Annotated in this window: 9 protein-coding genes; all 9 read left to right on the top strand. The window is 51.8% G+C overall.

Features of this window, described 5'->3' with window-relative positions:
- Positions 1-49: 49 nt before the first annotated feature.
- The 9 genes from AC58QD_RS30285 to AC58QD_RS30245 all read left to right on the top strand — a co-directional run bounded on the left by AC58QD_RS30285 (position 50) and on the right by AC58QD_RS30245 (position 13,243).
- Positions 50-1,528: a type 2 periplasmic-binding domain-containing protein gene (locus tag AC58QD_RS30285; RefSeq protein ID WP_497338778.1), complete on the top strand. Its 1,479-nt coding sequence runs from the start codon at positions 50-52 to the stop codon at positions 1,526-1,528.
- A gap of 151 nt (positions 1,529-1,679) precedes the next feature.
- Positions 1,680-2,597, top strand: coding sequence for an ABC transporter permease (locus tag AC58QD_RS30280; RefSeq protein ID WP_497338777.1), 918 nt, complete (start codon positions 1,680-1,682; stop codon positions 2,595-2,597).
- A gap of 1 nt (position 2,598) precedes the next feature.
- On the top strand, positions 2,599-3,528 hold the full coding sequence (locus AC58QD_RS30275; protein ID WP_497338776.1) for a carbohydrate ABC transporter permease: 930 nt from the start codon (positions 2,599-2,601) through the stop codon (positions 3,526-3,528).
- A gap of 18 nt (positions 3,529-3,546) precedes the next feature.
- On the top strand, positions 3,547-5,511 hold the full coding sequence (locus AC58QD_RS30270; RefSeq protein WP_497338775.1) for a hypothetical protein: 1,965 nt from the start codon (positions 3,547-3,549) through the stop codon (positions 5,509-5,511).
- A 664-nt stretch (positions 5,512-6,175) separates the two neighbouring features.
- Positions 6,176-7,051 (top strand): helix-turn-helix transcriptional regulator, encoded by an 876-nt coding sequence (locus AC58QD_RS30265; protein ID WP_497338774.1) that lies wholly within the window; start codon positions 6,176-6,178, stop codon positions 7,049-7,051.
- A gap of 411 nt (positions 7,052-7,462) precedes the next feature.
- On the top strand, positions 7,463-9,802 hold the full coding sequence (locus AC58QD_RS30260) for an aminotransferase class III-fold pyridoxal phosphate-dependent enzyme (protein WP_497338773.1): 2,340 nt from the start codon (positions 7,463-7,465) through the stop codon (positions 9,800-9,802).
- Positions 9,803-10,262: 460 nt separating this feature from the next.
- Complete coding sequence (locus tag AC58QD_RS30255; protein ID WP_497338772.1) at positions 10,263-11,573, top strand: NHL repeat-containing protein; 1,311 nt, start codon at positions 10,263-10,265, stop codon at positions 11,571-11,573.
- Between the two features lie 139 nt (positions 11,574-11,712).
- Positions 11,713-12,459 (top strand): alpha/beta hydrolase family protein, encoded by a 747-nt coding sequence (locus AC58QD_RS30250; protein WP_497338771.1) that lies wholly within the window; start codon positions 11,713-11,715, stop codon positions 12,457-12,459.
- Between the two features lie 199 nt (positions 12,460-12,658).
- Complete coding sequence (locus tag AC58QD_RS30245) at positions 12,659-13,243, top strand: stalk domain-containing protein (protein WP_497338770.1); 585 nt, start codon at positions 12,659-12,661, stop codon at positions 13,241-13,243.
- The last annotated feature ends 141 nt before the right edge of the window (positions 13,244-13,384 follow it).

Raw genomic sequence — 13,384 nt, 5'->3', positions numbered from 1 at the left:
CGAGTGGCTTGGCGTAGGGGCAAGAGGCAAAATCGAAGACGGCAATCCGGTGCAGAAAAAACTCGAGGAAAAGTTCAATGTCAAGTTGATCAACAAAAAAGTAGACATTAACAATGCCGATCAGGCGAATCTAATGATCGCCTCGGGTGGATTGCCGGAACTGTCGTTTACGTATGTCGATCCGTACAAAATGTATTCAGATCAGCTGACACGGACGATTCCAATCGACATGATCAAGAAGTACGCCCCCCACTACTTCGCGCTGCTGAGCAGTCAGCCGACCGGCTGGAAGGTGAATAAGGCGAATAATGAAGATGCGGTTATCGCCCTTACCGGTTATGCGGAAGCGTCGGGCAACGTCGGTTGGCTACATGCTTATCGGCTCGATTGGTTGGAAAAGGTAGGCATTGCACCGAAGGGACAGTTGACACCGATGGGCGATTCCGGCGAACTGTCTCGTATCTTCTTTACGAAGCAAGCGTTTACGCTGGCGGAAGAAGAAAAAATTATGGACGCCTTCGTCAATGGCGATCCGGACGGCAACGGCCAGAAGGACACGCATGCGATTGAACTCAACACGAATGCGCTCAACTACGCGCTGAATACGTATGCCGGCACATTCGGCTTCGGTTGGGGCTACAACGTCGAAGAGAACGGCAAGGTCGTCGAATACAACATCAGTTCCAAGTACAAATCGCTGCTGAAGCAGCTTAATGACTGGTACAAAAAGGGCTACATCGATCCCGAGTTTACGACGCTCAATCTGGCCAAGACCTGGGAGAAGTACGCAGCCGGCAAATTCGGCATTACGCCGGTTATCGCCGACGCAGTCGCCATGATTCCTTACACGAATGGGCGTCCGCCGGGCATCCTTGCCTTGAAGGATCCGAAGGCGAAATTCCTGATCTCGCCTCCACCGGTCGGCGCGAACGGCGCACAGTTCATACCCGCTGAAACGCCGGTGGACAATTTTATTTATCAAATGGTCGTTCGTAAAGGTGTATCCGACGAGAAGTTGATCCGCATGTTACAGATGTTCGAATACATCAATTTTGACAAGGAGATGCAAGTGCTGGCGACGTTCGGTGTCGCGGGTACGGACTTCGACTGGGAAGGTACACCTTACGATTCAGCGGTTATCGCCAAGCCGAACATTGCACTCGAGCCAAAAGGATCGACGTACTACAATTTCGTCATCCGCTCCGGACCGACGAGCCGCTACCTGGATCTGGCTTCAAAGCGCAAACTCAATGACATGTACACGGCGACGCCGGAAGGCAAAAGTTTGCTGATTCGACCGTACAAGGCCGACCGCCTAAACCAAACGAAGTATAGGGATCTGCTTGCCACTAACGGAGCAAAGTTGAACACGATCCGCGACGAATTTTTCTATAGAGCGGTGACGGGAGAAGTGGATGTGACCAAAGACTGGGATGGGTATGTGAAAAACTGGCTGTCCTCGGGCGGAAGCGAACTGCTTGTTGAACTTGAGAAGGCCCCCACTGTGTCGGATCTATTAAAGAAATAATATCGATGCGGCCTCATGGCCGTTGTGGTAAGTAGGGTAGCGGGGCGGCGTCCGTCGGTGCATGGACGTAGCCCTTGCCATCCTCGCATAAGGCTCAGAGTGAGTGAAGCGGGCTCCGCAATTGCGGCAAGCCCCGGAAGGAGGTAGTAAGATGGCGACACGCACGAAGTCGGTACGCAGCAAAATGTTTCGCATGCGAGCACTTTATTTGATGCTGTTGCTCCCGGTCGTCCATCTGGCCGTGTTCCATTACGCGCCGATGTACGGTGTGATTGTGGCGTTCAAAGCGTATAAGCCGGGGCTCGGCATTTGGGACAGCCCATGGAATCATATGGCACATTTTCGCATGATGTTCGAGGATTTCGCTTTTTTGCGGGCGCTTCGCAATACGTTCATTATCAGCTTCCTGAGACTGATCGTCGGGTTTACCCTGTCAATCATGTTCGCGCTGTTGATCAACGAAGTAGTTCATCATCGGTTCAAACGGCTGTTACAAAGCATTTCTTATTTGCCGCATTTCCTTTCCTGGGTCGTGATCGCCTCGATGGTGGTCGAAGTGTTTTCGCCGGAACGGGGTGTCGTGAATTATCTCATTGTTCAGTTCGGCGGCACCCCGATCCACTTTTTGTCGCAGAAAGAGTATTTCGTCCCTCTGTTGATCATAACCGATACTTGGAAGGAAGTCGGCTGGGCGTCGATCATCTACTTGGCCTCTATATCGGCGATTTCGCCGGAGCTGTACGAAGCGGCAGAAGCGGACGGCGCCAACCGATGGCAAAAAATGATTTCCATCACCTTGCCGTCGCTGACGCCGGTCATTATGATCATGTTACTGCTAAGGCTGGGCAGCATCCTGTCCGGAGGCTTCGATCAGGTGCTGAATTTGTACAATCCGCTCGTTTACGAGGTAGGCGACATTATCGATACGTATGTGTACCGGGTAGGACTCGAGCAGTTCCGGTTCGATTATTCCGCCGCCGTCGGCCTGTTCAAAAATGTGGTGGGCCTCGTGTTTCTGGTGACCGTTAACCAGATCGTACGCCGGCGCAGCGATTACGGAGTGTGGTGATATGGCGAATATGAAAAGGGATGCCGACCTGGCGTCGCTGATAGTACGCCGCAACGCACGCACGCGTATGGGCTGGTTTGATATCGTCAATTACGCGCTGCTGCTCTCCTTCTCGCTGCTGATTTTATATCCGTTCTGGCAAATTGTCGTGATTGCCTTTTCAACGGGTAAGGAAGCTAGTTCGCTCGGCTTTCACGTATGGCCGAAGGTATGGTCCGTCAGCGCCTTCCGGTTTCTGTTCTCTTATGAAGAGATCTTCCGTCCTTACGTCAATGCGTTGCTGCGTACCGTCGCCGGCACCTCCCTTGAGCTGCTGTTTACGATACTGGCCGCTTACCCGCTGGCGAAGCGGGATTTGCCGTTGCGCGGCTGGATAACAACGTATTTCATCATCCCGATGTTTTTCGCCGGGGGACTGATCCCGACATATCTACTGATCCGCAGTCTCGGGCTGATCGATAATTTTCTGGTACTGATAATACCCGGAGCTGTTGCGGTCTTCAGCATTATCATTATGCGAAATTATTTCATGTCACTTGATCCGGCGCTGGAGGAGTCCGCGCTCATCGACGGTGCGGGATACTTCCGGCTCGTGTTTCGAATCGTCGTACCAGTATCCGTACCGGTGCTCGCAACTGTAGCCCTCTGGGCCGCCGTCGGCCATTGGAATGCCTGGTTCGACGCCATGATTTACATCCACGACCGCAAGCTGATCGTGATCCAGGTCATCATGCGTGAGATGCTGACCGCCGTCGATATGTCGGTTAACAATGCAGTATCGCTCAACCAGACAGCGGAGCAGGCGCAACTGTCGCTGCTGAACGTACGCTCGGCGATCGCGCTGCTGTCGATTGGACCGATCGTGCTCGTTTATCCGTGGATCCAGCGCTATTTCATTAAAGGCATTATGCTGGGTTCGATGAAAGGCTAACTCTGGGGAGGGAATGCGATGAACATATGGAAACCAATCGTATATGGTGAAAAAATTCCGATGCGCAGTGAATTCGGTCCGATTTCGTTCGGGCTGAGCATGGCTGGCGCAATCATTTCCGGAACGGGCGAGAGCAGCAAGCGATTGCTGCTCTCACGGGCTTGGGAAGGCATTTACGCATACGAGGGGATGACAGATCTTGAACTGCACGCCGTACCGGCACTTGCATACGAGGCCGGGGGCAAGCTCCAACTGTTCTGCCTGGCCGATTGGAACCATGACGGGTATGAGGATGCGGTCGTCTCCGAACGGCACGGGTTCCTGCATCTGCTCGAGCGTCGGACGGATGAATCGCCGATCGCTTTCAGCTACTCGGGACTAATTGTCGATCGAGACAGTGGGCTTCCGTTCAATTTGCCTTATGACAACCCGTACCATATGACGGATTCGCTTAGCGGCTATTCCGATCCGCATTTCTATAACTATGCATATCCAGTCTTGTACCCGAACCCGCATCGCAGCGTGACCGACTTGATCGTCGGCGACATGGCCGGTAATCTGTGGTGGATGCCTGACGTGTCGATGGACGGCAGCCGGCCCTCATATACAGGCATTGCCTACGAGAAGCCGGCAGAGGGCGCAGCGGAATACGGTCAGCGCTACCGCGATCAGTTCGGCACGCGCTATGCGCGGCCGGCTAGCAAAATAACGGATGAGAACGGTGTACCGTTTCTGCTTGGGATCGGTGTTGAGAACGGCAATCGGTTTGCTGGCGGCAATGTCAAGCCTGTCGTTTATCGCAATAAGTTGACGGGTACCGATGATTTGCTGGTGCTGACCGGCTATGAGGAGCCAAAGGCGTACTATCTGGAACGAGTGAACGGCGGCGTAGACGAGCAGCCCGTGTTTCGTCAACTGGGCGAGGTCGAGCTAAACGGCCTGCGAGGGTTGCATCCGTTCAGTTTCCACGACAAGTTGATCGTCGACCAGGAGCAGGGATACGATGAAGTGCTGTTGACGTCCGGCAATTATATCGCGCGGCTGACGAACACGCATCCGGAACGCGTTGTGCCGGCGTATTCGTTTTCTGGTTTTGTCAGCGGGGAACACGCGATCTCATGCGGCTACCATTATTCAGTTGTGCTGTTGGACAGGCATCAAGGGAATAGGTATTTGCTCGACGTCGGTTTCAGCGATTGGACAGTACGCCGAATCATCGACACGGAAGAGGGCATCCGCTTGTCGACAGCCTCGACCGAGATCACCGATCAGCACGGATCTTTTTACGTTGAAGGCGAGACTGACCCTCTGGTGTCTCCCGCATGCGGGGTGCATTCGGCGGCCCTCTGGGACTATGACGGTAGTGGCAGGCAGCACATGATCGTCGGTACTGACAAAGGGCTGCTGTACCTGCTCGTCGATGAGGGAGCGGTCGGTAAGAACGGGCAATTCCATTACCGGTCGGTGGGACCGCTGAAAGATAGCGGTGGGAGCGTCATCCGCATTCACAACCGACTTAGCGCGATCGGCATTGACCTCGACGGCGACGGACGGGAGGATCTGTTGGTCGGCGGTGCGACTTATCAGCGCGGCTTCGAATTCGATCCGAATCCCGGTGCCGGCATCTATTATTTGCTGCATCGGGGCATCGATTTGGAAGGGTTGCCGATTTTGGAGCCCTATGCGTGTATGCCGTTTATAGGGGATCCGTGTCCACTTGTCACCAACCGAATGGTCGAACTGCAGACGGTTGACCTGGACGGTGATGGAGAGCGGGAAATCGTCGTTTGGTCCGTGCTGGATTCTTTTGCCCGCATCTATAAGCTGGAGGTTGTACCTAGTGGTAGTGCGCTCGTTTTGGTAGGAACACTGCCGGACATGACGCTCTTCAAAAGGCTGCTCGATTTGGATGGGGACGGTAATCCGGAGTTGGTGTATGGCGGCGGCGAGCCGGGAGTGGCTTATTACCAGCACATGCTATAAAGTCGTAGCCTGCGAACGAACGCTGAATGACAACATCTTCATCTCGATATCCGAGGCCATAACTTGCTAGGTGGCGCATTTCTCACAGATGCAGCCAGCATCGTCCAGTTACAAATGCTCCATTCCGGTGTGGCTGCTGGAAAGGAGCATTCTTCAATGCGAAACGCTGTCAGTTAGCCCATCGGAATAGCTCGTTGCCCATATTGAAGTAAATATTGCCATAGCTGTCGGAGATCGCATTCTCGAAATTTTTGACTCCATTATACAGAAAGCGAAATAGGACTTACCAGCTAGTGCCGGCAGGTAGTCACTTCGAATGCCGTATGCCCCCGTGCTGGAGGAGTCAACAATTTTTACGTTGACTCGTCCCCCTGTGTTGCTCCGCAGTGGCTTTTTTAATCATCAAACAGTCCTCCATCCAAACCGAATACGCATAGGATCGTGGTTGCTCTCCATTCTTTGTGGGTGGAAGCGTTATCAACCGCTTCGAATGTATTAAAAGCCGGACTTCGAGTCGGTATGGGACATTTCCGATCAAATAACAGGCCATTTCTTCCATGGGAAAAGGAATAGGGGATTTAAATTGCCAGGCCGAGTAGAAACGGTTAGTTAAACAAGAAGGTAATTTCTGTATCGATACATTTCCCTGATAAGGAGACTTCGCATGAAAAGGCTGCCAGAATACGTCGATGTCATGGAAGAAATAAAGAGGTTTCATACCGATATACCATTCTACATGTTTCATTATGCGCTTGACTGGCGGTACCCTCACCATTATCACGATTTTGCGGAACTCATGTTCATCACAGGGGGGGAAGGCAGTGAAATGCTCAATGGGATGGAGCATAGATTGGGTGCCGGCTCTGTTACGTTCTTGCTTCCTCATCACCTTCATGAAATCATTCCCAGAACCCCCTTGGTGACTTATTCCTGCATGTTCGATCTCAGGTTGTTGTACGATTCGCCGATCGATGCGGAGCTCATGAAATATTTGTTTCGCGCTGGTGTCGACATGACATCTTACGTCGACTTGCCTCCCGATCAAGCGAGGAGCATGGAGACGATTCTGGGAGCGCTGTTCGGCGAATGGGAGGCATCGAATTTGGGGAGAAATACGATCATTCGGAGCAAATTGATTGAGGCGCTGCTCGTGTACATACGCGCGGCGCTTGCCTCCTCTTTGACTGCATCCGCCGGGAAGAAGTCGGAATTGACGAAGACGAAATGGGATGTCATTCATCATGTCCATCTCCACCACGCAGACGAAATGAGTCTCGGTATGATCGCCAAGGAAATGGGCGTTAGCATTTCCAGAATAAGCCGCATCTTTAAAGCGCAGGTTGGGAAAAGTTACTTGGAATATCTTCATTCACTCCGGGTTCAAAGAGCCGCAACGATGCTCTTGACGACGACTATGACCGTTATCGACATTTCGGCGGAAGTCGGCTTCGACTCTTACCGCACATTTAACCGCGTATTTAATGAGATTTTGGGCATGACGCCGTCCGAATACCGCCTGGTTTATTCGACCGGCAGTTGAGCTTGGTACTCCGCAATGTGTACAGGTTATATAAAACCGATTGATCCGACGAACTCACCCTAGATCAATCGGTTTTTTCAACATAACGGTCGGTGAAGCGCTAAAGCGCGTCTGAATGCCGATCGACTTGAAAACCTTCCGCTAACGTCACATTTAATCGAAAAGAGTGACTGAGTAGTTGCTTCGAATTGACCTGTGACATGTCGGATAGTGCCCTATAATGAGTTCGGTGGCAGGGACGATAACCTGTTATCGTCTACGTCTACGACTACGGCGTCTGGGGCAAGGCGGGCCGCCGCACTGCAGGCAGGCGGGTGCAGCTGAGCTCTGTCCTTCCCTCCGATTCTCTATATCTTTATTTTCGTAATATGTAAAGATCCCCAACCATGAGAGACAAGTGGAGGCGAAACCATGGAAACAAAACTGTATTCGAACCCGGACTGGGTAGTTCTTGAACATGACCGTAAGGCGGCCAAGGAACTGGAAGCATTTTTGCCTGATCGAATGTTTGATGTCCATACACATATTTACAGACAGGCGGATTTACATTTGACCGACCCGGGCTTCTGGTCGGAAGGGCCGGCCGATGTGACCATCCAGACGTGGCGAGAGCTCTTGGCTCCGCTAATGGGGGGAGAGGAGCGGCTTACGGGTGGTTTGTTTTTCCCTATTTCGATGCTATCGGCGGACCTGCGCGCGCAAAACTATTATTTGATAGCGCAATTGGAACTGGAGCCTGCCTCCCGCGGGCTGATCATTGTTACCCCGGAAGACCGGCTGGAGGAGTTTACCTCCTTTCTGGTTCATCCGCAAATCGTCGGCTTCAAGATACATCATCTTTATAGCAAAGAGAAGCCGACTTGGCAGTCGTCAATCGAGTCGTTTTGCCCGGATTGGATGTGGGAGGAAGCCAATTCACGTGGTATGTCCGTCATGCTGCACTTGGTTAAGGACGGGGCGCTTGCTGATACCGACAATGTACAGGAAATTCGCGACCTGTGCACGCGGTATCCGCGGATGAAACTGATTTTGACGCATGCGGCGCGCTGTTTCGACGCCCTGAACCCGGAGAAGGGGATCGTCGGGCTGCGCGGACTGGAGAACGTCTTCTTCGATATGTCGGCCATTTGCGAGCCGGAAGTAATAAAAGTCATTTTGCAGCAGTTCGGCCCTCGCAAGCTGTTGTGGGGCAGCGGCTTTCCCGTCTCACACATTCGCCGCAGGGCGGTAACGGTCGGTGATGGGTTCGTATGGCTCGACAACAACTTCGTCGGAGACAGGGACAAGGCGGCCCATCTCGGGCATCCGATTCTGTCTGGTATCGAGTCGCTGCGGGCACTGCGCACCGCGATCAATGACTTGGGATTGAATGACGAAGATAAAGACGATATCTTTTATCGAAATAGCTCCCGGTTGGTCGGCCTACTGTCTGAGCCAGGTAATGTGACGGAGTCGTTGTACACCTATGCAAAAACGCGCATTCCGGGCGGCGTTCAACTGCTTAGCAAACGGCCGGAAAATATGGCGCCGGGCCGCTGGCCGGCCTACTTCAGCGAAGCGCGGGGTTGCGAGGTTTGGGATCTGGATGGCAACCATTTCTATGACATGTCCACGAATGGGATCGGTACGTGTCTGCTCGGCTATCGTGATGATGACGTGACCCGCGCGGTCGTGCGCCGGGTCAATCTGGGCAGTATGAGCACGCTCAACCCGCCGGAGGAAGTGGAACTTGCGGACATGTTGTGTGCGCTCCATCCGTGGGCGGAGCAAGCCCGCTTCACGCGAGGCGGAGGCGACAGCTGCGCCGTGGCGGTTCGGATTGCGCGCGCCACGACGGACCGCTCCGTCATCGCCATCTGCGGCTACCACGGCTGGCCGGACTGGTACTTGGCGGCGAACCTGGGCGAAAGCGACGCGCTCCGCGGTCATCTGCTAGATGGCTTGAACCCGCTTGGCGTTCCCCGTGAACTGCGGGCGACGGCGCTGACGTTCGCCTACAACGATTGCGATGCGCTGCAGCGCATCGTCGACCAGTACGGCGACCAACTGGCTGCCGTCATCATGGAGCCATGCCGAAACGGTGATCCGGAGCCGGGGTTTTTGCCGTTTGTCCGCGAAACGACGCGGCGCTGCGGCGCGCTACTCATCTTCGACGAAATTACCATCGGCTTCCGGCTGCAGCGCGGCGGCGCCCATCTCGGCTTCGGCGTCAACCCTGACATCGCCGTCTTCGCCAAAGCGCTCGGCAACGGCCATCCGATCGGGGCGGTCATCGGCACCACGGATGCGATGCAAGGAGCGCGCGATTCGTTCATCAGCAGCACGTATTGGACGGAAAGCGTCGGCCCCGCCGCGGCTGTCGCCACGCTGCGCAAGCTGGCCGCAATCGACGTGCCGTCGCATGTCACGCATGTCGGCAGCCGCATTCTGACGAGTTGGCGTCAGCATGCGGACCGCCTTGGTTTGCCGGTGCAAACGGGAGACACCTACCCGTGCCTCGCCCATTTCAGCTTCCGCCACGCGGAAGCGGACAAGCTGCGCACGTTGTACACACAACTGATGCTGGACCGCGGATTCCTGGCGGGGACATCGATTTATCCTACGCTTGCGCACAACGATGACATCGTCGACAAGTATGATGCAGCGATCGGCGCAGTGTTCGATGTTATCGATGAAACGCTGCGAAATGACAACATCGATGCCGCCATGTGTGGAGGCGTTGCGCTCAAGGGCTTTCAGCGGCTTCTCTAATGGGACCGCTATTGGGCAGAAACTTGGTAGGCCTAATCCGCTTTCCCGATAACGAAGTCGATCAGTGGAGTATTATCGAGGGAGTGCGACTAACGTCGAATCTCCCTGTTTTTATGTACGCCCAGCATGGGCATCATCTCTAGGGTGAAAGTCCTGAATGGGGGCTGGCGATCGCCTACCGTTTGCCTAAAGCAAGGGTATCTGCCGCGAGGCAGAATCTGAAGGAAGCTGGAGGCAAATGCACGAGCCAAGGTATACGAACTCAATTTGACGCAGAGTTAATAGGATGACGTTATTATCTCGACGGGTAAGGGACACGAGCATGTAGAACGCTGGCGCCCCTTCGTAGAGGCAAGGTTGCCAATCTTCGTAGATGAGCCGCTCGTGGATAATGAAGTGGACCTGCAGACATTCAGCCTCTGGGTAAGGAGGCCATTACACCTAAGGAGGAGAGTTATCGATGCAAGGGACCCCATATGCCATGAAACCTAGCCGCGTGTTAGCCAAAATGCGTGCAGGGGGTGTGGCGCTATGTACGAAATTGAATTTAGGCGATTACGGGGTGTCCCCAGAGTTGAATGGCAAAGTCTATTTTGTCGACAGTACCCTGAAATCATACGATATCTCTACTAAGACGATTGCTCCTACTTTGAATCCCGACGGATCGACTTTTACCTCAGTTGTTAGTGGATATGCATGGGGAATCGCCACACTCGATGATCAGGTGAACTACCCGGGCCAATCACTTGTAGCGGTAGGTCCTTATTCCGGGCAGATCATGCTGTTCCGATACAATCCAACGACCAAGATGAGCTCCGAAACGCTCCTCACTAGCATTTCAGGGGTTCCGACCGATATCAGCACAGTAGGAACAGGTCCGGATGGCAAAGTGTACACAGGCGGCTTCCTCTCCGGCAATTTGGGGATCTACACTCCGATGCGAAGCGACCAGAACCAGGAGCTGTATGGCATCTCTCAGCTGGAAGGCATGATAGCGCAGGGCAACAACTTGTTTCTGGGCGGTTACCCATCTGCCAATATATACAAATATAATCTGACAGCGGGCTGGGCTAACCGAACTAAAATATTGGATTTAGGAACCTCTGACCATCAGGAACGACCGTATGGGATGGCGCAAGGGGATAATAAAATATTTATAGGCACGGTGGCGGGCTCTGGAGACCTGGAGGGCGCGCTGACCATCTACGATACGTTGACGGGTACGGGGCAGGTGTTCTACAACATCGTCCCGAACCAGAGTATAGTCTCCGTAGCTTATCTAGATGGCTATGTGTACGCGGGATCTACAATCGGGGGCGGCAAGAACACGACTCCGGTCGCCACGGAGGCTAAGCTGGTCAAGCTGAACGTCGCAACAGGCGCTTATACCACATATACGATGCCGGTTTCCTCGCAGGGAATTACAGCGTTGACGGTCGGTCCGGACAACAAAATATGGGGATTGTCGGAAGGCTATCTCTTCGTGTTCAATCCGGCAACGAATACGGTGGAGTATCATGTACAGAAGTTCACCGATGTGAGCTACACGTCCACCACGCAAATTACAAGAGACGGCTCTCTCGTGCTCGGACGGGCGGGCAGCAACAAGATATTCGGTACGATCAAGACGCATTTCTTCAGCATAGATACGACCACGAAGGGAGTCACTACACTCTTCACCGGGACCGGCGCCGTGAACAGCGCTGCACTCGATTCCAACGGGAACGTGTATTTTAGCAGTGGAAACGATTTGTACCGCTGGACCTATTAGCCGCAGAATATGATCAACGCAAGGAGGCCTGTGATGTTCACTAGTTACCTCGAATAGAGACAATGGCAGTTTTTTGTTTCTTGGTGCTGATAGTAAGATCTACCTATTTGAACCGGCAAACAATTCCTCGAAAGTTCTAATGAAGGGTAAAGAGAAAGCGATTCTATATGCCGACCGAGAGGAGTACTGGATTTCATCCTTAGACGGTCGGAAAGTCCCAGTCCTTCGTGTCATTCCACATCACCCTAAGAACAAAGCAATTTTGCTTAATTTCGGCGGACCCAACGGTAAGGTTGATCCTGACTATTTTTTAGTTGACCGTTTTTTACAGGAAGGTTTCGAAGTGATCATGCCCAGTTATAGAGGGAAACAAGGCTATGGAGGAGAGCACGCAAAAGCCAATGTGGGAGAACTAGGAAGGGCAGATGTTTGGGATGTCGTGGCGTGTGGTCAGGACTGGAAAGTCCGTTTTGGGGTGAATCAACGATTATTTATTGCGGGCTTTAGCTATGGCGGATATTTGACTCTGCTGGCGATGGCGCAAAATAATGTACCTTGGGAACGCGGGATCATCTTGTGGGCATTAACTAGGATCGAGTATCTTGGTGCATGGCTACCAATCGCCTACCCAAATGATCCAGTAGAAAGAGAACAAGCGATAATAGAGAGAAACCCTATCATCCAGGCGCATCATATTAAAACTCCGCTATTAATTCTTCATGGCGGCAGGGACACCACTGCCACGAATTCTGACGTTAATGAGATTTATTTTAACGTGACTTCGAACGGAACGGAATGTATGCTTACCATTTTTGATAATGATACACATGCACTCCCCAAAAACCGTAAAGTGATGTTTAAACATATATTCGACTTTCTTAATTAAAGTTACGTTGAACAAACGGGTGACTATAGCCCAACCTGAACGGGGCCACCGGCATGATTCGGTGGCCTCGTTGAAGTAACGAGCAGGATAACTCAATTATTTTTATGGCTGGTGGAGGAGAAGAAGAAGGTTTATTCGCAACAAAAGGGGGATTAAACCGTCTAATATAAAAATACTAAAAATGGAAGGAAAATGTAATATGAAAAAGTTTATAATAGGTGCGGCTTTCGGTATCGTAATTTCTGCTTCAACAGTGGCGTACGCCTCGGAATCGATCCAAACTTTTTTATTTCCTGTAAAATTTGAGTTCAATGGGAATAACGTCGAAGTAGGCGAAGAATACAAGGTACTTAATTATGATGGTCATGCTTATGTACCGATTCGCTTTGTAGCCGAAAATATAGGGGCAGCAATCGATTATGATTCTGAAACAGAAATGATTTATGTTAAAAATGGAAACCTAGACATAATAGATCCAGAGTATAACAGTAGTATATCTGTTGGAAATTTAATACTAATTAAGGATGGGGAAAATACAAAGGTTACTTATCAATTGAAAATGGAGAATACGGGTAATGAAAAGAATATGATTGGAGCCAATTTATCCTTCTATAATGATAAAGCTGAAAAGATTGGTGAAGTTGTCATAACCGGGAATGATTTTGGTAATAAGACTCAAACTTTTGAAGCGATTGGTACAGGAGATTTTAGGGCATATTCAACTGTAAAACTGCACATTGGCGCTGTGAATCATCACATTATCGGTGGAGGACCTAGAAGATAATCTCAAAACGCTAAGACCCATTCTTGTTACGCTAAAACCAGCTAATAGTTTGTCAACATTTTTCTCTTAAATTATTTAAACCCATACCTTATACTAAAAAGTGGTCATGCTTAAGAAGCTTCCTTTTCAGAGATGGAAGTA

Source organism: Paenibacillus sp. J2R1T-4 (genome assembly GCF_059692235.1).
The sequence above is the reverse complement of the archived record's forward strand: the minus strand, read 5'-3'. Positions and strand labels throughout refer to the sequence as shown.

Coding starts and splice junctions, on each gene's coding strand:
- AC58QD_RS30280 (WP_497338777.1), top strand. CDS start 1,680: ATGGCGACACGCACGAAGTCGGTACGCAGCAAAATGTTTCGCATGCGA.
- AC58QD_RS30275 (WP_497338776.1), top strand. CDS start 2,599: ATGGCGAATATGAAAAGGGATGCCGACCTGGCGTCGCTGATAGTACGC.
- AC58QD_RS30270 (WP_497338775.1), top strand. CDS start 3,547: ATGAACATATGGAAACCAATCGTATATGGTGAAAAAATTCCGATGCGC.
- AC58QD_RS30265 (WP_497338774.1), top strand. CDS start 6,176: ATGAAAAGGCTGCCAGAATACGTCGATGTCATGGAAGAAATAAAGAGG.
- AC58QD_RS30260 (WP_497338773.1), top strand. CDS start 7,463: ATGGAAACAAAACTGTATTCGAACCCGGACTGGGTAGTTCTTGAACAT.
- AC58QD_RS30255 (WP_497338772.1), top strand. CDS start 10,263: ATGCAAGGGACCCCATATGCCATGAAACCTAGCCGCGTGTTAGCCAAA.
- AC58QD_RS30250 (WP_497338771.1), top strand. CDS start 11,713: ATGAAGGGTAAAGAGAAAGCGATTCTATATGCCGACCGAGAGGAGTAC.
- AC58QD_RS30245 (WP_497338770.1), top strand. CDS start 12,659: ATGAAAAAGTTTATAATAGGTGCGGCTTTCGGTATCGTAATTTCTGCT.